We start from the raw sequence: 25445 nt of genomic DNA on the forward strand, positions 1-25445 counted from the left end.
TGAGGTATAACAAATGGTATGCTGCAATGTTCAGTTATTCGGCTACGGGTAACAGTATCTGCATTTCGGTGCCTTGCTGTTCTTCGGATATAATGTTGATGGTACCGCGGTGTAATTTGATGATGTTGAGCGTTAGCGGCAAGCCGATACCATGCCCGGCAAACTGCCCCGTATTTGATGCCCTGAAGAATGGCTCAAAAATATGCTGTTGTTCTTTTATCGGGATGCCTATCCCCTTATCAATAACGATGATTTTAATTGCACCCTCGCTCGATGATATTTTTACCGATACCGGCTGGTTGCTTGAGTACTTACAGGCATTCAACACAATATTACTTAAGGCCAGGTGAAGCAGGTTAACGTTCCCTTCGGTTTGCAGTTGGCATTCATCCTCGGGCAATGCCGAAAAATCAATATCGATCATGCACCTCGGAGCTATCTTTTTAACCGAATCGGCCACGGTGATAATCAACTCATCCAGCCTGATCAATTGCCAGTTTTGCTTCTTACCGTCGAAGCCGCTTTGCGCCAGGCCCAATAAACTGGTGAGTATGTTTTCCAGCTTTTCGGCCTCGTTAAAAATAGCTTTTACATTGGCTATTGATTCCGGGTCGAGCCCCTTTTTGGCCAGCAACAACTCCGTTTCTCCGCTGATGATGCTTAAGGGGGTACGCAATTCGTGCGAGGCATTGCTTACAAAATTGTTCTGCGTTTCAAAGGCCGTTTCGAGCCGGTTAAGCATATTATTAAAGGTTGAAACCAGCTCGGCTATCTCATCCTTACCCTTCGCGGCCTCTACCCGCATGTGCAGGTTGGTTGCCGATATATTTTTTACACTCCTGATAAGGGCGCGTATAGGCTTAATGGTATAATGCGAAAATATACGCCCGATGATGTACGATAGCACCAGCGATATAACAAATATCACGATGAGTATCTTCCGCAATTCATGGAGTTCTTTGTAGCCGTAGGGATCAACCGCTTCGGCAATAACTATATAACGACCATATGGTGTTTTAAATAATTCTCCTGAATAAAAATGATTTTTGTAAGTATGCCGGGCTTTTCTGCCACTTAGTAAGGTGTTGTAAAATTCTGGCGGTAGATTTATTGGCTTTTTAAAACTACTGTCAACATTCATCTTTATCACAAAGTCGCGCTCTCCTATAAGTGGATCAAGGCGGGTTTTTGCATCCTTGTATACGGCAGTGCGCCCGTCGGGATGAATTTTTATTTGCGCGGCAAAGCGCACACGAGCTTCAAGTCGTTTAAAGAAATCCTCAAAGTTAAATTCAGATACAAAGTAAAATATGGCCGCGTTCATCAACAGCAACCCTACGGTTGATATGGCGAAGAACAGCAGCGTTATTTTGGTTTGCAGCTTCATTCACCATCGGTTTTGAACATATAGCCCATACCAAAAACGGTTTGTATAAGGCGGGTGGCATAATTGTTATCCAGCTTTTTGCGCAGGTAGTTAACATACACATCAACCACGTTGGTACCCATGTTAAAGTCGATATCCCATACATTCTCCAGTATCTGTATGCGCGATAGTACTTTGTTCGGGTTTTTAACCAGGTACTCCAGCAAGCGATACTCGGTAGCGGTAAGGTTTATCTGCTTATCGCCGCGCTTAGCTGTTTTTGATACCAGGTCAACTTCCAGATCGGCAACGGTAATTACATCCTTAGGTACGGTATTATTGCGACTGCGGCGCATCAGGGTACGTATGCGGGCTTCCAGTTCGGCCAGTTTAAAGGGCTTGGCAATGTAATCGTCGGCACCGCTATCTAATCCGGTTATAATGTTTTCGGTACTTGATAAGGCCGTAAGCATCACAATAGGTATGGCATTATCTTTTTTGCGTACCTCACGGCATATTTGCACGCCGTTCATTCCAGGCAGCATTATATCCAATATCAGCAGATCGAACTGGTAATTGGTAGCCATTTGCAAGCCGGTAATACCATCCGGAGCAATGCTAACATCCATACCCGCGTCGGTTAGTCCTCTGCTTATAACCGATGCCAGTCCGGGCTCGTCCTCAACTACTAAAACCTTCATAAATATCTTTAAAATTAAAACCTTATGTTGTGCAGTATGTTTAACTTTAATAGCACGCTATTGTTCGCAAAATAACAGGCTGTAAGGTATAAAGCTAATTTTTCCTATCTAAAAAACCACTTTACGGCAAAAAATTGAGTTGCGGCCAATAATATTTATTTTTTTGATACCTACCGCGAATACGATTTATTTTCAGATTTTCGTTTTTAACATAGAATTAACCTGCGGAAAATCATTAAAAAAATGCACGCCCCTGATAATTTTGACTTGTTAATTATTAAGGTAAATACTTTTATCCGGAAGTATTACTTTAACAATTTGCTGCGCGGAGTTATTTTTTTGGGCGCCGGTTTATTCTCTCTCTACCTGTTGGTAACACTTGCCGAGTACTTTGGCAATTTTAATGTGGTGTTGCGCTCGGCATTATTTTACTTATTTATACTGATAAACCTCTCACTGCTGGTTTGGCTGGTAATACCCTCATTATTAGCCTGGCTGCGCATTGGCAAAACACTTACTTATGATGAGGCGGCGGTAATTATAGGCAAGCACTTCGTTAACGTGAACGATAAGCTGCTGAACACCTTACAACTAAAAAAACAAACCCTTGCCGACCCTCGCCAGCAACAACTGCTGGCCGCCGGTATCGATCAAAAAATAAGTGAGCTTAGTCCGGTAAGTTTTCCATCGGCCATCAATTTAAAGGAGAATACACGCTACCTTAAATGGTTGCTGATACCTGTGGGCGCTATATGCATTATTGGGCTGGCAGCACCATCAATACTTACTGATAGTACCGAACGGCTGTTAAAGCACGATAAATATTTCGCGCCGTTAGCCCCGTTCAAATTCGTGGTACAAAACCGGTCGTTAACCGCTGTACAGGGCGACGACATGACACTTGAGGTACGCTTGGAGGGCAATAACCTGCCTGCCGATGTTTATATTGAAAATAGCGGCAACATATTTAAGCTCGAAAAATCATCGGTGAGCCGGTTTACTTATACGTTTAAAAACCTGCAACATAATGTACCGTTCAAGCTTAGCGCTAACGGGTACAATTCATCGCAATACATCGTCAACGTTAATTATAAGCCTACCCTGGTGAGCTTTGATGCTACGTTGCAATATCCGGCCTATCTGCACAAGCAGCCTGAAACCATAGCTAATGCCGGCGATTTAACTATACCTGCCGGAACCATTGTTAAATGGCGTATAAAAACGCAGCATGCCTCCAAACTGGCGTTCAGTATAAACAACAGCCTGCACCAGCTTGATCCGGTTGCTGAGGGTGTATTCAGTCACCAGGAACGGATAGTTAAAAATACCGCCTATAAAATAAGCGCTACCAACCAGCAGGTAGCCCGCAATACTGATTCATCGGCTTATAATATCCACGTAGTGGCTGATGAAGCGCCTGCTATATCGGCAGAGCAAAAGCAGGATTCGGTGAGTAGCAAAGCCTTGTACTTTAACGGTTCGGTACAGGATGATCATGGTTTTTCGTCGCTTACATTTAATTATCGTGTTGGCGATAAGGTGTATCATGTGCCGGTAAAGGCTGATCTGTCGCAAACGCAGGCGGGCTTTTTCTTTTTTTGGAATTTGAAGGATCTGAAGTTACCCGAGGGGGCACAGATATCCTATTACTTTGAGGTGGCGGATAACGATGCCGTAGCCGGACCTAAACGTGCCCGCACACCCGAGCAAACGCTGAATATGCCGGATGCCAAACAACTTAACGAGCAGATGGAGGCCGGCAGTAAAGCGGTGGCTGATAAAACGCAATCGGCCATTAAACTGGCTGCGCAGATAGAGCGCGAATCGCAAAAGCTGAATCAGCAGTTGCTTGATAAGAATAATTTGAGCTTTGAGGAGAAGAAACAGGTAGAACAGCTGCTGCAAAAAAAGATGGAGTTGAATAAACTGGTTAAGGATATTCAGGACGAGAACCGCAAGAACCAGTTTAACCGCCAGGAGAATCAGCAGCAAAGCGAGGATCTACAGAAAAAACAGCAACAAATTGCCGACTTGTTCAACAACGTACTCGACCCAAAAACACAGGAATTGCTGAAAAAATTGCAGGACCTGTTGGATAAAGGTGAAAAAGATGATACCCGCGATGAGTTGAAGAAAATGCAGCAGGATAATCGCTCCCTTAAAAAAGAGCTCGACCGTGTTTTGGAATTGTATAAAAAGCTGGCATTTGACCAAAAAGTTGAACAAAACATCAATCAGCTCAATAAATTAGCCCAGGAACAACAAAAACTGGCTGAGCAAACCGGTAAACAAAATCAGAACAAAAACGAGCTGCTGCAAAAGCAGCAAAAACTTAAGGAGGAATTTAGCGAAGCCCGAAAATCGCTCGACGAGCTGAAGAAGGAAAACGAGGCGCAAAGTGAGAAGATGGATCTGAAAGATCAGCAAAAGGAAAGCGACGCTGTTGACCAAAAAATGGACGAAAGCAAGCAGAATTTGCAAAAGAACGATAAGCAAAAAGCAAGCGCCGCGCAACAGCAGGCCGCTCAAAAAATGCAGCAAATGGCATCGAAAATGCAGCAACAGCAGCAGGAGGAAGAAGAAAGCGAAAATGCCGTTAATGCCGCTCAATTGCGCGAATTGCTGAAAAATTTGGTGAACAGCTCCTTCGCGCAGGAGAAGCTGATGCTATCATTACGGGGCATTAACCCGGCCGACCCAAGTTATACCCGTTTGGCCCAGCAGCAAAAGGATATTAAGGATAACCTTAAAACGGCCGAGGATAGCCTATACTCATTAAGTAAAAGGGTGCCGCAAATACAATCGGCTGTTAATAAGGATGTAGCGAGCATTAATGAGAATATTGAGAAAGCTTTAGGCCTCATGGGTGACAGAAGAAGCGCAGAAGCCAACCGCAGCCAGCAGTATGCCATGACAGCCATGAACAATTTGGCACTACTATTGAGCGAAGCCCTTGAACAGTTGCAAAACATGCAGAACCGCCAGGGTGGCGGCAAAGGCAAAAAACAGCAATCGGTATCGCAACTGGCAAAAATGCAGCAGCAGCTTAATCAAAACATGCAAAAGGCAAGGCAGCAAATGCAACAACAAGGTAACCAGGGCAATCAGGATAAAACCGGCCAGGGGCAAAACGGCATGAGCGAGCAGCTGGCACGCATGGCCAGGCAGCAGCAGCAAATACGCCAGGCGCTTGAACAGATGAACCGTGAACAGAATAAGGATGGGCGTAGCGGGTTAGGTGATCTGGACAAAATTTCAAAAGAAATGGAACAAACGGAGAATGATATCGTAAACAGACGTATATCAAGCGAAACCCTAAAAAGGCAGCAGCAAATACAAACACGCTTGCTTGATGCCGAAAAGGCTGAGCAACAACGTGAACAGGATAATAAGCGCCAAAGTGCTGCCGGTAAAGATATGCCGCCCGGCTACATTAAGGCTTTGCAAAATTATCAACAGCTAAAGACCAAACAAACCGAACAACTGCGAACAGTATCGCCGGCGTTCAATTTATATTATAAAAATAAAGTACAATCTTACTTTGAACAACTTAATGGAAGGTAAAATGGAACATAATAACGTTCAGACCAGTGAACTATTTACGTTGCAGCTTCCGTCAAAAGTGGAGAGCATTACACAGCTTGAGCTTTTGATAGAAGAACTTGCAGACAAATATAAAATTAGCGATGATGTTTTCGCTAACATGATGACCTGCCTTAACGAGGCGGTAATGAATGCTATTTTGCATGGCAACAAGCAAAACGAGAATAAGATAGTTATAGTGAATGCCGAGGCCGACCCGAAGCGCATTGTTTGGACCGTTACCGACGAGGGCGACGGATTTGACTATAACCACCTGCCCGACCCTACCGCTCCTGAAAACCTGGAGAACCTTACAGGCAGAGGGGTGTTTATTTTAAAGCAATTAGCCGATCAGTGCATATTTAACGGCAAGGGCAACGAAATTGAACTACACTTTAAGATATAATGCCGGCTATACAATTTTTTGAAGAAGACATACCATTTAAGTTAAAACAAAAAACACAGGTAAGGCAATGGATAAAAGATACCATTGAGGCCGAAGGATATAAACTTAAAGAACTTAATTACATTTTTTGCTCAGACTCGTATTTGATCGAGATCAATAAACAGTATTTAAACCACGATACTTATACCGATATAGTAACTTTTGATAACAGCGAGATTGAAGGCAGCATAGTTGGCGATATATTTATTTCGGTTGAGCGTACGCGTGAAAATGCCGCCAAATTTGGCGTAACCGAAACAAATGAACTGCACCGCGTAATTATACACGGAACCCTGCATTTGCTTGGTTATGCTGATAAGAAACCGGCCGACAAGAAAAATATGACACTAAAAGAGGATTTTTATTTGAACAAACGGCTGTTTTAATTCTACTTTTACCTTTATAAATCTATATATCAATTTATTGCACCATGAAAACACTGACCATATTATTGGCGCTGCTTTTTGTTACACCGGCAAAAAGTGTGTACGATTTTAAATTGAAAAGCATTGAAGGTAAAGGCTTTTCGTTATCAAAATACAAGGGTAAAAAAGTGTTGATCGTTAACACAGCCTCGCAATGTGGTTTTACCCCGCAATATGCCGAACTGCAAAAGCTTGCCGACAAGTACAAGGATAAACTGGTTGTGGTAGGCTTTCCGGCCAATAACTTTGGCGGCCAGGAGCCGGGCGCTAACCTCGAGATCAAATCATTTTGCCAAAAAAACTATGGCGTTACCTTTCCGCTTAGCGAAAAAGTAAGCGTTAAGGGCGATGATATCAGTCCGCTGTTCGCGTACCTAACTACTGCCGAAAACCCTGATTTTACAGGCGAGATCAAATGGAACTTCGAGAAATTCCTGATCGATGAGAACGGTAAGTTGATACACCGCTACCGCTCAAAAACAACCCCGCTATCACCGGAAATAACCGATGCATTATAAAACAAAAAAGGCGCTTTGAAAGCGCCTTTTTTGTTTGCTGTTAATTTTATCTATCTCAATACTATCTTTCTGATAGCGTCCGCATTAGGGTCAGAGAAATAGATGGTGCTTTCATCCTTGCTTAATGCCATGTATTTGGCGTATACATCGGCTCGTATACCAATACCGTCACGACTATCATTGTAGGTGGTGTTAGGGCCTGTAATGGTGGTTAATTTGCCGTTGTCTATCCTCCTGATGTAGCCCTTATCGGCAATGTAAAGCGTGCGGCTATCCTTATTAGCCATAATGCAGGTAACATCATTAAAGGTAAGATTCGGGAAAATAGGCGCGCCTGAGCCATCTTTTGACCGTTTGTATAATTTGCCTTTGTATACAAAATAAATTACGCCGTTGTTCCCCATAAATATGGCCGGGAAAGTATAGTAGCCCGGGTCATCAGGCAAAAAGTAATTAGTGAAATCAATATTGTTATCATAAAAGGATGTGTTTGATTGCTTCATGGTTATCCGTTTTAATTGATTACCAAAAGTTGAATAAAAGGCGTTACCAAAAGGATCTTTAACAATATCTTTCATATCGTAAAAATCGCTCCATGTCCCGCCGAGAATACTTCCGTCTTTTTTGTAAGCAAGCGCCCTATCATGCGGATAATCCGGATTATAATCAATAATATACACCGCTCCGTTATCATCCATTCCAAAATACTTAGGCCCCTTTAGCCAGAATGAAGGATCAGTTAAATCATGGTTAGGAATGTTTAATGACGTAACATCGGCCGTTGGGCTCACAACACGGATAATTTTGTTGTCGGTATCGGCTACGTAAATGGTTCCATCGGCCATTAATTGAATACCGAACGGGTTGTTAAATCGAGCGTTTTTGCCATTGGCATTCACCAGGGTTTGCCCTGATGTATAAGGGCTGCCAGCAATGGTTGTTACCGAATGTACCGGCACTCCCGAAGCGGCCATAACCAGTCCATCGTTGTTAGGTGTAAGATTTTCTTCGGCTACGGGATTGTCTTTTTTACAATTGGTTAGGCACACTGCAACAAGCAGCATGGCCGCGAGGGTAAATTTGTTTTTCATGGTTTATAAATTGGTGATGAACAAATTTAGTGTAAATTATCATCGATAGTTCAATAAACCATTGCTCATTTTCAGGACAATTATCTGACTTAATTTATTATTTATTAGCAAGTTAAGCCATTAAGATGTACATACATTATAACTGGCAAAGAGGGTTAATTATCCTGTTGTTTTTGTGCCTCCTCCTGTTGTTTCTTAGCTTCTTCTTCCTGCTTTTTGCGTTCTTCTTCGGCTTTTTCCTGGGCTTTCTTTTTCTCTTTGGCAGCTTTTTCGTTGGCTTTGCGGATGGAATCCTGTTTGGCTTTGGCGGCCTTTTCCTTCTTTTTAAAGAAACCACGCAGCAGGAAATTGCTTTGAGCCGCTTTCAGATCCTCGTGCAGGGTTACAGTGGCGGCGTCAACCGTTTTTATGGTAGACTTAGCCTGCTTTACCGTACCACGCAAATCATCGGCTATTTTATCATCATTCAGTAATCGGCCCAAACTACCTTTACCGTTATTGATCTTGTACACTACGTCGGACAGGTTGGCCGATAGTTTCTCGGCATTATCAGCCACCTTGGTAAGCTTGGCTATCATCTTGTCCACATCCAACGGATTAACGGTGGTAAGCTTATCACCCTGTGCAACAACCTCCTGGGTTTTAACGCCACCGGGCGCTATCATCACCAGCTTATCGCCCATCAGGCCATCGCTGCTGATGCTTAGTTTCGAGTCCTTTTTTATGAACTTGTTTACGTTGCTGTTCAAGGTCAGGTCAACCCGTACCATGCTATCGGTAACAATGGTTATGTTTTCAACCACGCCCACATTTATACCGGCAAAACGCACATTGTTGCCTACCTGCAAGCCGCTTACATTTTTAAACTCGCCGTAAACGTTAAAGGTAGAATTGAACATGCTTTTTTGGCTGCCTATTAAAAATATGGCCAGTATAAGTACCGCGATGCCCGCTACGGTGAATAAACCTATTTTTATTTTTTGGGAAGATGTCGCTTTCATTTCTGTTCGTTAAAAAAAGATCGTACAAAATCATTATCCGAGGCTTGCAGTTCTTCGTAACTGCCCTCGGCTATATATTCACCATCATTCATCACCAAAACACGGTCGGCGGTTATCTTGGCGCATTCCAGGTCGTGGGTTATAATGATGGATGATGTTTTAAATTTTCGTTGCATGTTGAGTATCAGCTCGCTTATCTCGCGCGAGGTGATCGGGTCGAGGCCGGTTGTAGGCTCATCATAAAGCATAATTTCGGGCTTAACAATAAGTGTTCGTGCCAAGCCGATACGCTTTCGCATCCCTCCCGATAGGTCCGACGGCATTTTATCGGCCGCGTCAAGCAATCCTACGCCCTCCAGCACTTCCTCTACCCTTTGATCTATCTCCTGTTGGTCTTTAAGCTTTAAAACGCGTGTGAGGGGGAATTCGAGGTTCTCACGCACGGTCATGGAATCGTACAATGCCCCGCTTTGAAACAGGAAGCCCAGTTTAATGCGCAATTGCTTTAATTCATCCTCATCCATTTCAGTAACCGGCTCGCCAAATACATCAAGCTCGCCATCATCAGGAGTAAGCAAACCGGCTATACATTGTATGGTTACCGATTTACCCTGGCCTGATCGACCTAATACCACCACATTTTCGCCTCGTTTAAGATCGAGATTGATATCGCGCAATACCTCCTTGTCACCAAAGGATTTTTTAAGCCCTTTAATGTGGATCACTACCTCATTCCTATCAACCTTTTCAGACTGATCCGCTACCGCTATATCGTCCTTCTCTGCCATGGTTTAGTAGTATAATAAGTTGGTTACTTGAACGGCAATGGCATCTATCACAAATATCCACAACGAGGCGGTTACCACAGCCGAATTGGCGGCTATACCCACACTTTCGGTGCCTTTGTTAGAGTTATAGCCCTTGTAGCATCCCACAAAGCCAATGGCGAAGCCAAAAAATATGGTTTTAACAAATGCCGGTATCAGATCAATAAATTCGATAGAGGCGATACATTTATGAAAGTAGAGGTAAAAGCTGATATCATCAGTCAGGTTAATGGCTATGTAGCCGCCAAACAGGCCTATTACATCGCCTATCATGGTGAGCAGCGGTACCATAACCGCGGTGGCTATTATACGGGTAACCACAAGGTATTGTACCGGGTTAGCGCCCGATACTTCCATAGCGTCTATCTGCTCGGTAACCTTCATACTGCCCAGCTCGGCGCCAATGCTTGATGCTATTTTGCCCGCGCAAATGATGGCCGTGATCACCGGGCCTATCTCACGTATAAGCGCTATGGAAAGCGTGCGGGGCAGCATACTCTCGGCACCAAAATCAACCATGGTGGGGCGCAGTTGCAGTATAAGCACCAGGCCCATAATAAACGAGGTTATGCCCACCAGTGTAAACGATTTATAGCCTATCTCGTAACACTGGCGCACAAACTCCGACCACTCAAAGCCTCCGGCAAAAATATTACGAACAAAGCGCGTAAAAAATACGCCCTGCTCGCCTATGCCTTCCAGCCATTTTTTCCACGCGGGTATTGCCTGCTCTGCCATAACATCCAGTTTAAAATCCAACTACACACAAACATTCCTGTTTGTTTTAATAGCCGGGGTGTTCAATACTTAACTCACGGATAATATGCGCAGAGCGGCGGAATTTACATGGGTACTTCGAGTATCAGCAAACGCGATTGCGCAACGGTTTCAATGGTTACCGAACAGGTATCATAAACACCCAGCGCATCTCTTTTGTTTAACACGGTGCCATCAATTTCAATACTACCCTCCAGCAGGAAAATATAAGCGCCGTTTCCCGGGGTTTTTACATTATAGGTTATGGTTTTGCCGGCCTCGAACTCGCCCATGCTAAAGGTTGCATCCTGATTTATCCAAAGGGCATCAGCATCCTTTTCAGGAGATATCAGGGTGATCAGTTCATTCAGCTTTAGTGCATCGGCAAAGCTTTTCTGATCGTAGCGGGGTTTGATGTTACGCTCTTTAGGGAATACCCATATCTGTAAACTATTGGTATCCTTATCATGTAGCGGGTTATACTCCGAATGCGTAATACCTGTACCGGCCGACATTACCTGCACCTCTCCCGCTTTTATAATGCCTACATTGCCCATGCTGTCCTTATGCTCTAAAGCACCATCAAGCACTATGGTGATGATCTCCATATTATCATGCGGATGGGCGCCAAAACCACGACCACGGCCAATTATGTCGTCATTCAAAACCCTCAGCGCGCCGAACTGTATTTTTTCAGGATCGTAATAAGGGCCAAAGCTGAATGAGAAGTTAGCTTTTAACCAACCAATATCATTGTAACCACGCTGATTTGCAGGATATAATATCTTTTTCATATCAATGTTATTTAAAACATGTTTAAACATTCAATATTTATTCCACAAATTAATTATATGTATTTTTGCATAATTTTTTCAACAAAATGGCACATAAAGCTATCATAGCGGGCGCAAGCGGACTTATTGGCAGTAGTTTACTGACCATGCTTTTGCAGCACCCCGAATATGACGAAGTTTTAGTGCTTACACGCAGGCAACTGCCTATTGAAAATAAAAAGCTGATACAAGCCATTATCAATTTTGATGAGCTTGACCAATATGCCGATCTGATAAAAGGACATGCCTTGTTTTGCTGCCTGGGCACTACCCAAAAGCAAACACCTGACAAAGTTAAGTACCGGGCCATTGATCACGACCATCCTGTTAAGCTGGCACAGCTGGCGGCACAAAACGGTGTTGAGCAATATCATTTGGTTTCGGCTATTGGGGCTAATGCTTCGTCGTCCAACTTTTACTTAAAAACCAAGGGCGATGCCGAGCATGATGTTAAGGCGGCAGGCGTTGAAAGTTTGTACATATACCAGCCATCATTTTTAGATGGTAAGCGTAATAATCCCCGCCTTGGCGAAAAAATAGCTAAGGTGGTACTTACGCTTTTTAATCCACTTCTATTGGGCGGATTGAAAAAGTACAGGAGCATAAAAGGCGATACAGTTGCCCGGGCAATGCTCAACCAATCATTAACCAACAACAAAGGGGTGTTTACATACACTACCGATAAAATAAAACAATTAGCGTGAGCACGTATATTTCAGGAGAAAATCTAGGCCATTCATTTCATGACCACTGGCTGTTTAAAAATATGACCATTGGTATTAACCGTGGTCGTAGGGTAGCCTTAGTGGGTGTTAACGGCGCGGGTAAATCTACCCTGCTCAAAATACTTTCGGGACAATTGATCCCTACCGAGGGTAAGGCCGTACGTGCCCGTGATTTGCGGGTGGGTTACCTGGAGCAAGACCCTGACTTTAAAAGTGCCGTTACCATTAGCGATTATATTTTTAGCGAGGATAACATCCAGCAGCAATTGATAAGGCGCTATGAAGAATTGTTAGAGAACGATCCTGAGAACAATAAGGCTCTCGAAAAAATAATGGAGGAGCTAAGTGAGGTTGATGCCTGGGAGTATGAGTATCAAATAAAAACCATTCTTGGCCGATTGGATATTCACCATCTCAATCAAAACATTGCATCCCTATCTGGCGGACAAAAGAAGCGTTTGGCGCTTGCCCGCTTGTTGATAGAAGATCCGGACTTATATATTTTAGATGAGCCTACCAACCACCTGGATATTGATACCATTGAGTGGCTGGAAAAACTACTGACTGAAGGCAACAAAACCATACTTATGGTAACGCACGACCGTTACTTTTTGGATAACGTTTGTAACGAGATAGTAGAGATTGATAAAGGCCGCATATTTACATATGCCGGCAACTACGGCTACTTCCTTGAAAAGAAGGCCGAGCGTGAAGCCAATGATGAGGTGCAGTTTCAAAAGAACAGTAACCTGTTAAAGAAAGAGCTGGAGTGGATGCGCAGGCAACCACAAGCACGTGGAACGAAATCGCAGGCACGTATTAATGCTTTTTATGAGCTGGAGGATAAAACCAAGGGCGCAGGCCCAAAAGCCAAGGTTGAGCTAAGTGTTAAAACAGCAAGGCAAGGCAACAAGATAATGGAGTTGGAGCAGGTTAATAAAAGCTTTAACGGCCGTACTTTTATTGAGAGCTTTGATTATGTATTTAAAAAAGGTGATCGTATTGGCCTGGCAGGTAAAAACGGTAGCGGTAAGTCTACCCTATTGAACATGATCACCGGAAACTTATCACCTGATAATGGACAAGTGATCAAAGGTGAAACCACGGTGTTGGGTTACTTCCATCAGTCGGGTATTACTTTTAAGCCTGATGAAAGGGTAATTGATGTGGTGAAGAACGTTGCCGAGTATATTACCATGGCCGACGGTAAAACCATATCAGCATCGCAATTGCTTACGTTGTTCTTATTTCCACCTAAAAAGCAACATGGCTTTATCAGCAACTTGAGTGGTGGCGAAAAGAAAAGGTTACAGTTGATGAGCATTCTGATGAAGAACCCTAACTTCCTGATACTGGATGAGCCTACGAATGATCTGGATATTGACACACTGAATGTATTAGAGGAGTTTTTAACCGGATATAACGGCGTATTGATGCTTGTATCGCACGATAGGTATTTGCTGGATAAGCTTACCGAGCAGCTTTTTATTATGGAAGGCAATGGCGATGTAAGGATATTTAATGGCAATTATTCGGAGTACCGTAACGAGTTAGAAGCTGAAAAAGCAGCCGAAAAACAAAAGCATGAAGTTAAGCCTACTCCTGCTCCGGTAGTTGCAGCACCTAAAAAAAACAAGCTTAGTTACAAGGAACAGCGCGAGTACGAAAGCCTTGAAGGCGACATAGCCAAGCTTGAAAACGATATAAAAACCAATAACGATAAGCTAAACACATCAGGTTTGGGTAGTGAGGAATTGAATAAAATACTGGCTCAAATAACTGATTTAAATAACCAGCTTGATGAAAAAAGCATGCGTTGGTTAGAACTTACTGAGTTAATTGAGGGCTAATGTTCCACGTGGAACATTAGATTTTTGATATGAATTTATACAATGTTCCACGTGGAACATGGAGGTAATATGTTTAAGAAATATGATGTAATAGTAGTAGGTGCAGGACATGCAGGCTGTGAAGCTGCTGCTGCCGCAGCCAATATGGGTTCGTCCGTATTGCTGATTACTATGAACATGAATACTATTGCCCAAATGAGCTGCAACCCTGCAATGGGTGGTGTAGCTAAGGGGCAAATAGTGCGTGAGATTGATGCGATGGGTGGATATTCGGGTATTATAACCGATAAAACATCCATCCAATTCAGGATGCTTAACCTGAGCAAAGGCCCTGCTATGTGGAGCCCACGCGCCCAAAGCGACCGCATGCGCTTTGCCGAAGAATGGCGTTTAGCGTTAGAGAATACCCCTAATGTTGACTTTTGGCAGGATATGGTAAGCTCTCTATTAGTTAAAGGGAATACGGTGTATGGCGTGCGTACATCAATAGGTGTAGAGATAGAGGGTAAAGCAGTAGTGCTAACTAATGGCACTTTTCTAAACGGTATCATCCACATAGGTGAAAAACGCTTTGGTGGCGGCCGTACAGGTGAAAAATCGGCCACAGGTTTAACAGAACAATTAACCGAATTAGGCTTTGAAGCAGGCCGAATGAAAACCGGTACCCCACCCCGTGTAGATGGCCGTAGTCTGAATTACTCCTTAATGGAAGAACAATGGGGCGATGAAGAAAGAGGTCGCTTTTCATACACCGAAGTAGAGCAAATACAGGAACAGCGCTGCTGCTGGATCACCTATACCAATGCCGATGTACACGAAACCTTGAGGGAAGGTTTTGAAAAATCACCAATGTTTACAGGCCGTATCAAAGGTTTGGGTCCTCGTTATTGCCCCTCAATAGAAGATAAGATTAACCGTTTTGCTGAGCGAGAACGCCATCAAATATTTGTTGAACCCGAAGGATTGAATACGGTAGAGATCTATGTAAATGGTTTCTCAACCTCGTTACCCGAGGATGTACAATACAAAGCATTGACCAAAATACCGGGTTTTGAGAACGCTAAAATGTTCCGTCCGGGTTATGCCATTGAGTACGACTACTTCCCTCCTACACAGTTGGGCTTAACGTTGGAAACTAAATTGATCAGCAACCTGTTCTTCGCCGGGCAGATAAATGGTACTACCGGTTACGAAGAAGCGGCATCGCAAGGTTTTATAGCAGGCATAAACGCGCATCAAAAAGTATATGATAAACATGAACTGATCATGAAAAGATCAGAATCATACATCGGTGTTTTAATTGATGACTTGGTAACCAAAGGCACCGAGGAGCCTTATCGCATGTTTACTTCAAGAGCAGAACATCGTTTATTACTACGCCAGGACAATGCCGACATCAGGCTATCCCCTATTGGGCATGAGCTGGGCTTGATAAGTGATGAGCGTATACAAAAGGTTAATGATAAGATCAGGAACTCTGATAATATTGTTGCTTATACCAAAAACAAATCAATAGAGCCATCAAAAGTGAATAGCCTATTGGATGAATTGGGTACAGCGCCTATATCACAAAACGTAAAAATATTTAATTTGATCAGCAGGCCACAGGTATCTATTAATGATCTGAAAAGTACCGATGATGCATTCAACGAATTATTATCAGCTTATGACAAAGAAACTATTGAGCAGGCTGAAATAAAAATTAAATATGAGAGTTATTTTGAAAAGGAATTGGACATTGTTGCCCGCATGAAAAAAATGGAAGACAAAGAGATCAATCCTGATTTTAATTATCATCAACTGGTATCGGTATCAAAAGAAGCGCGCGAAAAATTAATGAAGATAAAACCCCGCACTTTGGGTCAGGCATCCCGTATTTCGGGTGTTTCACCGTCGGATATCTCAGTTTTGATGGTACACATAACAAAATAACACGTAAAATACTGATAATTAAGTATTTATAAAATATCGCTTATAAGGCATTATTTTCTAATTTTAATATCAGCGTTCATGAAAAACAAAAAATCGCTTATAAGCCTTAAAAATGCTGTCAAATAAAAAAGTAGCTGTTTTTACTAAAAATCTGCCTGTAGTTATAGCCATTTTAATGTTTTGGGGTTGCGCCAACATGAAAAGACCGGAAGGTGGCCCGCGAGATCTGACCCCACCAAAACTGGTGAGGGCTATACCCGAAAACATGACACGCAATTTTAAGGCAAAACAAATAACACTTGAATTTGACGAGTTTTTTAAACTCACCAATCAATACCAGGAAATAAGCATGAGCCCGGTGCAGGAGAAATTGCCCGAGTACAACATTCGTGGCCAAAGCCTGGTGATAGATTTTAAGGACACGCTGCAAAAAAATACAACGTACGTTATCAACTTTGGTAAAGCCATTGCCGATGTTAATGAATCGAACGCGTTGAAGAATTTTACCTACGTATTTTCAACCGGCCCGCATATCGACTCATTAAGCATAAGCGGTAGTGTAACCAATACCCAAACGCAGGAGAAAGAGAAAGACATTGCCGTCCTACTCTACCCTTTGAGTAAAGACACCGCATTTTACAAAAAGAAAAAGCCGGCCATATTCGCACTCACCGATTCATCAGGTAATTTTAGCTTGAATAACCTGAAGGAAGATAAGTACCGTATTTACGCCCTAAAGGAATCAGCGCCTAATAAGATATACGATAACGAGTCGGAATTAGTAGGTTTTATAAAAGATACTATCAATCTTACCAAGGATACAGCCAACATTCAATTACGCTTATTTCAGCAGGAACCTACCAACTTCCGCTTTGTTGACCGTAGGTTTGATGCGGATGGAAAGATACTGTTAGCCTTTAACAAGCAATTACAGCGGCCTACGGTAAAAATAATTAGTCCGGCTAACCTGGATAACCAAAAGATATTGGAATTCAGCAGCAAGCGCGATACAGCCCTGATGTATATGCGTACTATGGATTTTGATTCGGTAAGCATACAGGTAGCTGACAACAACAAGCCAATTGATACTGTAACGCTACGAAAAAGCCGCAAGGAAAGCTTTAAGAAAGGCGTTACACTGAGTTTTAATACTGGTAGTGATAACAAGCTTAAACCAGGTACTGATATGCTGATAACATCCAACTTGCCTATTGAAACCGTAAACAGTACATTGATGACCTTAAAAGAAGATTCGGCTACTGTAACAGGATTTACTATAACTAAGGACAGTACATCGCGCCGCTTATCGATGAAATACCGTTGGAAACAGGGAGTAACCTATCAGTTAGCTATTGCTGATGACGCGTTAACTGATCTGTATGGTAATAAGAACAAAGCCGCCGTTAAGAAATTCGATATAGATAAACCGGAGAATTATAGCCAGCTCACGCTAAAAATAACTGTACCCGAGCCGAATAAGAATTATGTGATACAGCTATATCGTGATGAAAAGAATATACTACGAACTGATGTCATCAATAAAAACTCATCAGTAGTATATAATAACTACATTAATGGCAAGTACCACGTAAAGGTTATTTACGATGCCAACAAGAATGGCAAATGGGATAGCGGTAACGTAAAGGAAAGTCGTCAGCCTGAGAATATATGGCTGTATGATAAAGAAATAACCCTACGCCCTAACTGGGATGCGGAGGAGGCTATAACTATACCTAAAGAGCCGGTTACACCTTAAACCAGCTTGAATACATGATATAATTATTGGGCAAACGGGTAAGCAATTCCCGTTGCTCATCAGTTAATGGCTTTATTTTTTTGGCGGGTGTGCCTGCGTATAAGTAACCACTTTCGCATATAGTATTCTCCAACACTACCGAGCCTGCACCTATTATAACAAAGGGTTCAACAATGGCATTATCCATTATTATGGCGCCCATGCCCACCAAAACATTATCATGCAGCGTACAACCGTGCACAATGGCATTGTGCCCTATTGATGTATTGTTACCAATATTGGTAGTTGATTTTTGATAGGTGGCATGTATAACCGCACCATCCTGTATATTACTGTTATTGCCTATGGTAATGGTATTTACATCGCCTCGAATTACGGCGTTGAACCATACCGAACAATTATGGCCCATAGTTACATCACCAACAATGGTACAGTTTTCGGCAATAAAACAATCATCGCCCCAAACCGGCGATTTATCTTTTACGGGCAGTATAACAGTCATATTTAATTAGAGAGTTTTGATTTAATGAATTATTGTTTGACTGATTTATTTTATATGTTTGATACAAGCAAGCGAAAATAGCTCAGTTGGTAGAGCATCAGTTTCCCAAACTGAAGGCCGCGGGTTCGAATCCCGTTTTTCGCTCAATTAATATTTTTAGATTTATTAAATATATTAAGGAAATCATTTGCTGTTTTTACACCACTCATTTTCTGATTTCCATATTCAAAATATTCTTCTAAATAATTTGTAGAATTTTTCAAACATGCTAAATAGTGTTGAAAATAAAATAACGGCAAACCAAAACTCAATTTATCTTCTCTAATTTCAGAAGTAAATTGATCAACGAATGTTAAATAATGAACTCGATGTTTATTCAAAAGTTCACTAATTTCTCCAATATACTTAATATCGAAAAATTGAAATCTCTCCAGTTCCCCTATAAAATCATTCTTTTCATAAAAAATACATCCTGTATTTTTTTGAATGATATTTAAAGCTTCCTTAAAAATTTTATTTGTTTTGATAAAAGAAATAATTGATACCTGATCAATTTTTACACTCTTTGGATTCTTTTTAATATCTTCTTTAACATCATCTTTAAAAGCAAATAAATCAGTTTTTAATCTGTCAAACTCTATATCAGCAGTTTCTAATAGTGCCGATAATCTATTGAAATTTCTTTTAAATTTATCAGGAATAGCAATTTCCCCCTTATAACCCAAATCGTGTTCAATTTCAGCCCAAGCATGTTGAAGAATTGATCTAACTTGTATTTCTAATTTCAATTCTTGATACCTCTTGTATTCTGATAATTTGAGCCTTTCGTTAGTTAATGATATTACGTAATGGAGCGATTTGTATCCAAATTGATCTGCTTTCAATTTTCTCTTGTCGACTGAATTTGCATAATCAACCTCAAATTCCTTTTCAATTATCTGTGCTACCTTATTAACATCACTGTCCAAATATGTTATTATACGAATACCACATATGTCAGTAATTTCAGATATATCTTTATATTTATTTCCTTTTGCCTCAATCTTCCTTTCTAAACTCTGTGATTTTTTTATTCGAAAAGTTATGTGATGAACATTTATTCCAACATCATTTAATAAATCAACTATAAGAGTTTTGCACTTCTCAGTGAAAGAAGAATAAATACTGGAATTTTTAGACAATTGCTCTATGATGTTCATTTTTTATAATTGCAAATTATATTATAGTATCGTACAATTCCGTAGCGTGTTCGGGGTAATCGGTAGTATAATGTAAGCCCCTGCTCTCCTTACGTAACATGGCCGATTTAATTACCAGGTACGATACCTGTATTAAATTACGCAACTCACAAAGTTTTACCGAAAGTTTGGTTCGCTTATAAAATTCCTCGGTTTCCTCGTGCAATAAACCTAAGCGGCGCATGGCCCTTTCCAACCTGAAATCAGAACGGACTATACCTACATAATCATTCATCACCTTCTGCATTTCGCGAACGTTGTGTGTTACCAATATATCCTCGTTTGATAATTGAACACCCTTTTCGTCCCAATCAGGTATATTATCAGGTACTGCCGCGCTTTCAAAGGTTTTAACAGCATCCTCATATATACGGTGAGCGAATACCAATGCCTCTAATAATGAGTTAGATGCCAATCTGTTAGCCCCATGCAAACCGGTTGATGAACATTCACCACAGGCATATAATTGTAATATTGATGAACGGCCAACATGATCAACCGAAATACCGCCACACATATAATGGCAAGCCGGCGCTACAGGGATCATGTCCCTGGTCATATCCAAACCAATATCTAAACACTTGGCATATATATTAGGGAAGTGCTGAATGATATCAGATTTACTACGATGGCGGATATCCAGGTAAACATAATCTTCACCCGATTTCTTTATTTCAGAATCGATAGCCCGGGCAACCACATCACGCGGAGCTAATGATTTGCGTTCATCATACTCCTGCATAAATTCTTCGCCATTGGTACGTTTTAATATACCACCAAAACCGCGCACAGCTTCGGATATTAAAAATGATGGATATTCACCAGGATTATATAATGCTGTTGGATGGAATTGTATGAATTCCATATTACGTACTTTACCTTTAGCACGATACACCATCGCCACACCATCACCAGTAGCAATGGTAGGGTTTGTAGTTACCGAGTAGATATGCCCCGCACCACCCGAAGCCATTACAGTAACCTTTGATAATATCTTTTCAACCTCGTTAGTTTCGGTATTAAAGGCATATATACCATAACAGGTAATATCGGTTGATGATTTATCAACAAACTTACCCAGATGGTGCTGCGTGATCAGATCGACAGCAAAATAATGCGTAAGTATTTCAATATTAGGGTTTTGATGTATTTGCTCTAATAAGGCACGTTCAATTTCAAAACCGGTGATATCCTTATAATGTAGTACACGAAATTCGGAGTGGCCGCCCTCTTTTGCAAGGTCATAAATACCATCGTGGGTCTTGTCGAAATTGGTTCCGTAATCAATAATTTCATTAATTCTTTCCGGACCTTCCTTAACAACAATTTCCACAACTTCCGGATCACACAGCCCATCACCGGCAATAAGGGTGTCTTTTATATGCTTTTCAAACGAATCTTCTTTTTTATCCACAACCACCGCGACACCTCCCTGGGCATACTTAGTGTTTGATTCATCTTCATTTGCCTTTGTAACTATCAGTACCTTACCATGCTTTGCAGCCTTAAGTGCAAAACTCAGTCCGGCAATGCCTGAACCAATTACCAGGAAATCCACATTTCGGGTCATATATATACGTATAGATGTGTAAAAGTAATACTTGTGTTAATAAGCAGGGTAAAACGTGTTAATTTTATGTAAGTAAAAAAATAATAAATCATAAACACGTGGATAACCCGTAGTTTTGTACTGTTGAGGCAGAATTTGTGAGCCATTTATTAGCATTATAAACATCGAAGTCAACATTTTTAACACAGCGAAAATATTAACATAAAAGTTTTTTAAATAAATCTTGTTTATCATACCAATCTAATTTTCAGTTCTCTGAAAAAAATAATATTAGAATAAATTGTTAATAACTATGTGAAAACATCTTTTCGCTCATTTTGTAACATTAGTTCTTAACAAAACTAACAGCTTAATAAACTATAGTTTCTTTACTTATATTAAAAAGTGTTGTTTTTATTGATTTGTTGAAATGGATATCTTCGAAGAAATAAATGTGAAAGGTTTTGTGGAGGAGGACATCGATCCTACTCTTGACCTTTTCGTTGAAATTGAAAAATTAAAAAAGCAGAAAAATGCGGTCATACTTGCCCATTACTATCAGGACGGCGATATACAGGATATTGCCGACTATATTGGCGATAGCCTCGGCCTATCGCAACAGGCAGCAAAAACTGATGCCGATATTATCGTATTCGCCGGGGTACACTTCATGGCCGAAACAGCCAAGATATTATCGCCAGGAAAAAAAGTATTACTGCCCGATGTAAAGGCTGGATGCTCGCTGGCTGATAGCTGCCCGCCGCATTTGTTTAGAAAATTTAAGGAGCAATACCCTGATCATCTGGTAATTACCTATGTGAACTGTACTGCCGAATTGAAAGCTTTAAGCGATATTGTTTGTACATCAAGCAACGCGGTGCAAATAGTTGAAAGCTTGCCGAAGGATCAGAAGATCATTTTCGGCCCGGATAAAAATTTAGGTGCCTGGGTAGCTAAAAAAACAGGTCGCGACCTGGTGTTATGGAACGGTGCCTGTATGGTGCACGAAATTTTTTCGAGAGAAAAGATAACCCGTTTAAAGGAACGCCATCCGGGTGTAAAGCTGTTAGCGCATCCTGAATGCGAGGAAGTTATACTTGAAATGTCCGACTATATTGGATCAACAACCGGTATATTAAAGTACGCTACCAATTCGCCCGATAAGGAGTTTATTGTAGCTACAGAATCGGGCATATTACACCAGATGCAAAAGGATAATCCGGATAAAACATTTATTCCGGCGCCACCTAATAACAATTGCGCTTGTAATGATTGCCCGCACATGAAACGTAACACGCTTGAAAAGCTGTACCTGTGCCTTAAAAATGAATTGCCGGAAGTAACTGTATCCGAGCATATTATTAAAGATGCGGTAAAACCAATAGAGCGTATGCTGGAAATATCAGCCAATTTGGGATTATAAGTAAAAACTACTTAAATAATAAACCCCGGTATTTTTAAGTACCGGGGTTTTGTTTTATAGGTAAATGAAAATATTACTTAGATAGCTTTAGCCAGCCATAAAGAGGCATTCATGTGTAATGCCGGGTGTGAGGTAAAGCCCGATGGTGCATCGCCCGACCAACCGTTGAAAAGATTATCGTTAGGGTCACCGGTACCATCATCAGATGGGGAGCTGTCGCCCACAAATACTACCCTGCCCGAGCCGTAGGTTGAAAGTAAGGCCATAACACCGTTGTTGCCATTATTGGTGCTGCTGCTTCTCCAAAACAGGCCTTGTACGGTTGAGTTTTGCGCAGGATATAAAGTGGCTGTTGTACCTGCGTAAAATGCCAGTTTAGTAGCTGTACCGGTAGCACCGTTCAGTACTTTTTGGGCATTGGCGTTAGTACCTATATAAACGTTGCTGGTTGGTTGTTCGTCAATATCAACATAGTCAACATTAAAGCCGAATGGTTTATTGTTGTTAATGCCATTGTTGCTCATTAAATCATTCCAAACACGCGGCGAATCATAACCATCACCATCCCTATCCGACGGATTGTAGCCGTTAGCATCGGTACCGCCAGTAGTAGCCGCGGTATGATCGGCAACCATAAATAAGCCACCGCCCGCGTTAACAAAGTTCATGATAGCTGTTTTTTCGGCAGCGGTGAATAAACGGTTAGGCTCTATTACAACATAAACATCATAATTGCTAAGATCCTGCGGATTTGATGAGTTGCCATAAGTAATGGCTGCGCCTACAGGTAAGCTTTCAACCAGCTCGCCTTTTTTAACCAGCTCAACCGCCCAGGCAGACATGCCGCCTCTCCAATAAGTTTCGGGAGTTGAAGCGGTAATACCTGTGTATGATGGTGTTGGTATACGCTGAGCTTTAATTTCGACAGTTGTACCGCCTGTGTAAGTAGGTACGCTTTCGGTACCATCAGCATCTATCAGCCAGTCAGCGTTGCCGGCATTTTCATATTTGGTAGCATCAAACAGGAATTTTTTACCGGTAACTATCGGTCCGCCGGGATTGGTACCACCGCCATTATCATTAATTACAATATCATCAAAGTTTATACGGTTGCTGCCGCCTGTTAATTTACGCAGCTCGAAACGTACGTTACCTGTAAGTGATAAGGTAAATGTTTGAGTTTGCAAGGTAGTGGTTGAAGTAATGTTAGATCCGGTTTGTGTCCAGGTACTGCCCGAGTTGGTTGAGTAGAATAAACCCCAGGTACAAGAGCCATCGGTACCGTAAAGCGCGTGTTTAACACTTACGCTACTTACACCGCCCGCAACATTAAAAAGCATAGTTACCTTACCGGTATTGCGTACCCGTGCCGACCATGAGCCTGCTTTTTTATCAGCACTTAAGTTACCTATCAAGGCATCATACAAATTCCAGGCTTTGCCTGCAATAGTAACATTATCGCCGCTGCTTGATCCGGTTGGCGATACATCATAAGCGGTTTTAGGGCTGGTTGATCCAACCTCGAAACCCTCGTTAAGTGTTACGGCCTGGGTTTTAAGTTTGGCAGAGGTGCTGATCTGATCCGCTTGCGAAACAGCTTCGGTTGATTTTTGGCAGCTGCTTAGCATAACACCGCCCACAATTACCGCTAATAGCGGTTTCTTAATAAAATTTAAGTGTAGCATAAAAAAGTGATGATTGTTTAAATAAGAGATGTATGATTAAAATAGATATTATAAGGCCTTAAGTTTTTAATCAGGGTGATTGATTATTAGTACGAATGATATGATAGTTAGGTTGTTATGAGTAAGGAAAGCTTTGGTGAAATTTGCGTTAAGCTTTCGTAAATTTGTGTCCAGATAAAAAAATTATGTTTGATAATATAGATCGTACCAACATACAGGAGTTAGGCGAATTCGGGCTGATAAAGCACCTTACTCAAAATATAAAGCTTAAACAGCCATCAAGTTTAAAGGGTGTGGGAGATGATGCCGCGGTGCTTGATCCGGCAGGGAAAAAGGTATTGGTATCAACCGATATGCTTTTAGAAGGTATACATTTTGATTTAGCTTATACCCCCTTAAAACATTTAGGCTACAAAGCCATACAGGTAAACCTGAGCGATATTTACGCCATGAATGGTATTGCCACACAGGTAACCGTATCATTAGGGTTATCAAGCAAATTCCCGTTGGAGGCTATTGAGGAACTATACGAGGGTATGTACATAGCCTGCGAAAAGTATAATATCGATATAATCGGCGGCGATACTACCTCATCAAAACAAGGCTTGGTGATCAGTGTAACCTCTATTGGTTATGCTGATGAAAAGGATATTGTTTACCGCAATACTGCTGAGGAAGGTGACCTGATCTGCGTATCGGGCGATCTGGGTGGCGCTTACATGGGTTTACAATTACTGGAGCGTGAAAAACTGGTTTACCTGGAAAACCCGAATATTCAGCCTGATCTGGAGGGTAAGGATTATATTGTTGAAAGGCAGTTAAAGCCCGAAGCACGTCGCGATATTGTAGAGTTATTGAAAGAGATAGGTGTAACGCCAACTTCAATGATCGATGTGTCTGACGGATTAGCATCCGAAGTATTACACATTTGTAAGCAGAGCGATAAAGGCTGTAATATTTATGAGGAAAAGATACCGCTTGACCCGATGACATACGAAACAGCCCGCGACTTTAACCTCGACCCTACCGTGTGCGCCCTGAGTGGCGGCGAAGACTATGAGCTGCTGTTTACCGTTAAACAAGCCGACTACGACAAAATAAAGTTCAAGATGGACTTCACCATCATTGGCCATATTACCGAAGCCTCAGCAGGCTGTAATTTGGTTAGCAAAACCGGCAACGTACATGCGCTTACCGCGCAGGGATGGAATGCCTTTAAGAGTTAAATAATTAAAACACA

The 25445-nt window shown here is 41.7% G+C and carries 21 protein-coding genes and 1 tRNA gene; 11 read left to right on the top strand and 11 right to left on the bottom strand.

Translation table 11 applies throughout. From position 1 onward, the window contains the following. Positions 1–34: 34 nt before the first annotated feature. Both IM792_RS18785 and IM792_RS18790 read right to left on the bottom strand, forming a co-directional pair. On the bottom strand, positions 35–1387 hold the full coding sequence (locus IM792_RS18785; RefSeq protein ID WP_194103447.1) for a HAMP domain-containing sensor histidine kinase: 1353 nt from the start codon (positions 1385–1387) through the stop codon (positions 35–37). Continuing rightward, positions 1384–2067, bottom strand: coding sequence for a response regulator transcription factor (locus IM792_RS18790; protein WP_194103448.1), 684 nt, complete (start codon positions 2065–2067; stop codon positions 1384–1386). Before IM792_RS18790 ends, IM792_RS18785 begins: the two co-directional genes overlap by 4 nt. Positions 2068–2310: 243 nt before the next feature. On the opposite strand from IM792_RS18790, the gene IM792_RS18795 reads away from it, so the two are divergent. From IM792_RS18795 to IM792_RS18810, 4 genes are read left to right on the top strand one after another with little or no spacing between them, the layout of a single operon-like run. Beyond that, entirely contained in the window at positions 2311–5631 is a 3321-nt protein-coding gene (locus IM792_RS18795; protein WP_194103449.1) for a DUF4175 family protein, read from the top strand. A 1-nt stretch (position 5632) separates the two neighbouring features. After that, the gene (locus tag IM792_RS18800; protein ID WP_194103450.1) at positions 5633–6055 is read left to right on the top strand and encodes an ATP-binding protein; all 423 of its coding nucleotides are present in this window, start codon (positions 5633–5635) and stop codon (positions 6053–6055) included. Then, complete coding sequence (gene ybeY / locus IM792_RS18805) at positions 6055–6480, top strand: rRNA maturation RNase YbeY (RefSeq protein WP_194103451.1); 426 nt, start codon at positions 6055–6057, stop codon at positions 6478–6480. Before IM792_RS18800 ends, ybeY begins: the two co-directional genes overlap by 1 nt. A gap of 44 nt (positions 6481–6524) precedes the next feature. Next, positions 6525–7037 (top strand): glutathione peroxidase, encoded by a 513-nt coding sequence (locus IM792_RS18810; RefSeq protein ID WP_194103452.1) that lies wholly within the window; start codon positions 6525–6527, stop codon positions 7035–7037. A 50-nt stretch (positions 7038–7087) separates the two neighbouring features. Here IM792_RS18810 and IM792_RS18815 read toward each other — a convergent pair whose 3' ends face one another. The 5 genes from IM792_RS18815 to IM792_RS18835 form a co-directional block, all read right to left on the bottom strand. After that, complete coding sequence (locus IM792_RS18815) at positions 7088–8128, bottom strand: hypothetical protein (protein ID WP_194103453.1); 1041 nt, start codon at positions 8126–8128, stop codon at positions 7088–7090. A gap of 155 nt (positions 8129–8283) precedes the next feature. After that, positions 8284–9129: an MlaD family protein gene (locus tag IM792_RS18820; RefSeq protein ID WP_194103454.1), complete on the bottom strand. Its 846-nt coding sequence runs from the start codon at positions 9127–9129 to the stop codon at positions 8284–8286. After that, positions 9126–9917 (bottom strand): ATP-binding cassette domain-containing protein, encoded by a 792-nt coding sequence (locus IM792_RS18825; RefSeq protein ID WP_194103455.1) that lies wholly within the window; start codon positions 9915–9917, stop codon positions 9126–9128. The genes IM792_RS18820 and IM792_RS18825 overlap by 4 nt, the downstream gene beginning before the upstream one ends. Before the next feature lie 3 nt (positions 9918–9920). Continuing rightward, positions 9921–10694, bottom strand: a complete 774-nt coding sequence (locus tag IM792_RS18830) for an ABC transporter permease (protein WP_194103456.1) — start codon at positions 10692–10694, stop codon at positions 9921–9923. 104 nt (positions 10695–10798) lie between these two features. Then, a complete protein-coding gene (locus IM792_RS18835; RefSeq protein ID WP_194103457.1) occupies positions 10799–11506 on the bottom strand; it encodes a pirin family protein in 708 nt (235 codons plus the stop codon). 86 nt (positions 11507–11592) lie between these two features. On the opposite strand from IM792_RS18835, the gene IM792_RS18840 reads away from it, so the two are divergent. The 4 genes from IM792_RS18840 to IM792_RS18855 all read left to right on the top strand — a co-directional run bounded on the left by IM792_RS18840 (position 11593) and on the right by IM792_RS18855 (position 17808). After that, positions 11593–12249 carry an NAD(P)H-binding protein gene (locus IM792_RS18840; RefSeq protein ID WP_194103458.1) on the top strand — a complete coding sequence of 219 codons (657 nt, stop codon included), beginning with the start codon at positions 11593–11595 and terminating at the stop codon, positions 12247–12249. A 62-nt stretch (positions 12250–12311) separates the two neighbouring features. Continuing rightward, a complete protein-coding gene (locus IM792_RS18845; RefSeq protein WP_194103459.1) occupies positions 12312–14120 on the top strand; it encodes an ABC-F family ATP-binding cassette domain-containing protein in 1809 nt (602 codons plus the stop codon). A 69-nt stretch (positions 14121–14189) separates the two neighbouring features. After that, positions 14190–16052, top strand: a complete 1863-nt coding sequence (gene mnmG / locus IM792_RS18850; RefSeq protein WP_194103460.1) for a tRNA uridine-5-carboxymethylaminomethyl(34) synthesis enzyme MnmG — start codon at positions 14190–14192, stop codon at positions 16050–16052. A gap of 196 nt (positions 16053–16248) precedes the next feature. Beyond that, entirely contained in the window at positions 16249–17808 is a 1560-nt protein-coding gene (locus IM792_RS18855; protein WP_194103461.1) for an Ig-like domain-containing protein, read from the top strand. On the opposite strand, the gene IM792_RS18860 is transcribed toward IM792_RS18855, so the two are convergent. Then, a complete protein-coding gene (locus IM792_RS18860; RefSeq protein ID WP_194103462.1) occupies positions 17798–18310 on the bottom strand; it encodes a gamma carbonic anhydrase family protein in 513 nt (170 codons plus the stop codon). The two genes, IM792_RS18855 and IM792_RS18860, sit on opposite strands and share 11 nt — an antisense overlap. A 71-nt stretch (positions 18311–18381) precedes the next feature. On the opposite strand from IM792_RS18860, the gene IM792_RS18865 reads away from it, so the two are divergent. Next, a tRNA-Gly gene (locus IM792_RS18865) sits at positions 18382–18454 on the top strand. On the opposite strand, the gene IM792_RS18870 is transcribed toward IM792_RS18865, so the two are convergent. After that, a complete protein-coding gene (locus IM792_RS18870; protein ID WP_194103463.1) occupies positions 18454–19509 on the bottom strand; it encodes a (p)ppGpp synthetase in 1056 nt (351 codons plus the stop codon). The two genes, IM792_RS18865 and IM792_RS18870, sit on opposite strands and share 1 nt — an antisense overlap. 16 nt (positions 19510–19525) lie before the next feature. Continuing rightward, a complete protein-coding gene (gene nadB, locus IM792_RS18875; protein WP_194103464.1) occupies positions 19526–21118 on the bottom strand; it encodes an L-aspartate oxidase in 1593 nt (530 codons plus the stop codon). A 409-nt stretch (positions 21119–21527) separates the two neighbouring features. On the opposite strand from nadB, the gene nadA reads away from it, so the two are divergent. Beyond that, the gene (gene nadA / locus IM792_RS18880; RefSeq protein ID WP_194103465.1) at positions 21528–22520 is read left to right on the top strand and encodes a quinolinate synthase NadA; all 993 of its coding nucleotides are present in this window, start codon (positions 21528–21530) and stop codon (positions 22518–22520) included. A 77-nt stretch (positions 22521–22597) separates the two neighbouring features. On the opposite strand, the gene IM792_RS18885 is transcribed toward nadA, so the two are convergent. Further along, positions 22598–24205: a hydrolase gene (locus IM792_RS18885; protein WP_194103466.1), complete on the bottom strand. Its 1608-nt coding sequence runs from the start codon at positions 24203–24205 to the stop codon at positions 22598–22600. A gap of 185 nt (positions 24206–24390) precedes the next feature. On the opposite strand from IM792_RS18885, the gene thiL reads away from it, so the two are divergent. After that, positions 24391–25431: a thiamine-phosphate kinase gene (gene thiL, locus IM792_RS18890; protein ID WP_194103467.1), complete on the top strand. Its 1041-nt coding sequence runs from the start codon at positions 24391–24393 to the stop codon at positions 25429–25431. Positions 25432–25445 lie beyond the last annotated feature (14 nt).

This window comes from Mucilaginibacter sp. JRF (genome assembly GCF_015223065.1).
In the GTDB taxonomy this organism is placed as follows: Bacteria; Bacteroidota; Bacteroidia; order Sphingobacteriales; family Sphingobacteriaceae; genus Mucilaginibacter.

Bases quoted from the DNA above. Each gene is read 5' to 3' on its own strand.
- IM792_RS18785 (WP_194103447.1), bottom strand. From the start codon at position 1,387: ATGAAGCTGCAAACCAAAATAACGCTGCTGTTCTTCGCCATATCAACC.
- IM792_RS18790 (WP_194103448.1), bottom strand. From the start codon at position 2,067: ATGAAGGTTTTAGTAGTTGAGGACGAGCCCGGACTGGCATCGGTTATA.
- IM792_RS18795 (WP_194103449.1), top strand. From the start codon at position 2,311: ATGCACGCCCCTGATAATTTTGACTTGTTAATTATTAAGGTAAATACT.
- IM792_RS18800 (WP_194103450.1), top strand. From the start codon at position 5,633: ATGGAACATAATAACGTTCAGACCAGTGAACTATTTACGTTGCAGCTT.
- ybeY (WP_194103451.1), top strand. From the start codon at position 6,055: ATGCCGGCTATACAATTTTTTGAAGAAGACATACCATTTAAGTTAAAA.
- IM792_RS18810 (WP_194103452.1), top strand. From the start codon at position 6,525: ATGAAAACACTGACCATATTATTGGCGCTGCTTTTTGTTACACCGGCA.
- IM792_RS18815 (WP_194103453.1), bottom strand. From the start codon at position 8,128: ATGAAAAACAAATTTACCCTCGCGGCCATGCTGCTTGTTGCAGTGTGC.
- IM792_RS18820 (WP_194103454.1), bottom strand. From the start codon at position 9,129: ATGAAAGCGACATCTTCCCAAAAAATAAAAATAGGTTTATTCACCGTA.
- IM792_RS18825 (WP_194103455.1), bottom strand. From the start codon at position 9,917: ATGGCAGAGAAGGACGATATAGCGGTAGCGGATCAGTCTGAAAAGGTT.
- IM792_RS18830 (WP_194103456.1), bottom strand. From the start codon at position 10,694: ATGGCAGAGCAGGCAATACCCGCGTGGAAAAAATGGCTGGAAGGCATA.
- IM792_RS18835 (WP_194103457.1), bottom strand. From the start codon at position 11,506: ATGAAAAAGATATTATATCCTGCAAATCAGCGTGGTTACAATGATATT.
- IM792_RS18840 (WP_194103458.1), top strand. From the start codon at position 11,593: ATGGCACATAAAGCTATCATAGCGGGCGCAAGCGGACTTATTGGCAGT.
- IM792_RS18845 (WP_194103459.1), top strand. From the start codon at position 12,312: ATGACCATTGGTATTAACCGTGGTCGTAGGGTAGCCTTAGTGGGTGTT.
- mnmG (WP_194103460.1), top strand. From the start codon at position 14,190: ATGTTTAAGAAATATGATGTAATAGTAGTAGGTGCAGGACATGCAGGC.
- IM792_RS18855 (WP_194103461.1), top strand. From the start codon at position 16,249: ATGAAAAGACCGGAAGGTGGCCCGCGAGATCTGACCCCACCAAAACTG.
- IM792_RS18860 (WP_194103462.1), bottom strand. From the start codon at position 18,310: ATGACTGTTATACTGCCCGTAAAAGATAAATCGCCGGTTTGGGGCGAT.
- IM792_RS18870 (WP_194103463.1), bottom strand. From the start codon at position 19,509: ATGAACATCATAGAGCAATTGTCTAAAAATTCCAGTATTTATTCTTCT.
- nadB (WP_194103464.1), bottom strand. From the start codon at position 21,118: ATGACCCGAAATGTGGATTTCCTGGTAATTGGTTCAGGCATTGCCGGA.
- nadA (WP_194103465.1), top strand. From the start codon at position 21,528: ATGGATATCTTCGAAGAAATAAATGTGAAAGGTTTTGTGGAGGAGGAC.
- IM792_RS18885 (WP_194103466.1), bottom strand. From the start codon at position 24,205: ATGCTACACTTAAATTTTATTAAGAAACCGCTATTAGCGGTAATTGTG.
- thiL (WP_194103467.1), top strand. From the start codon at position 24,391: ATGTTTGATAATATAGATCGTACCAACATACAGGAGTTAGGCGAATTC.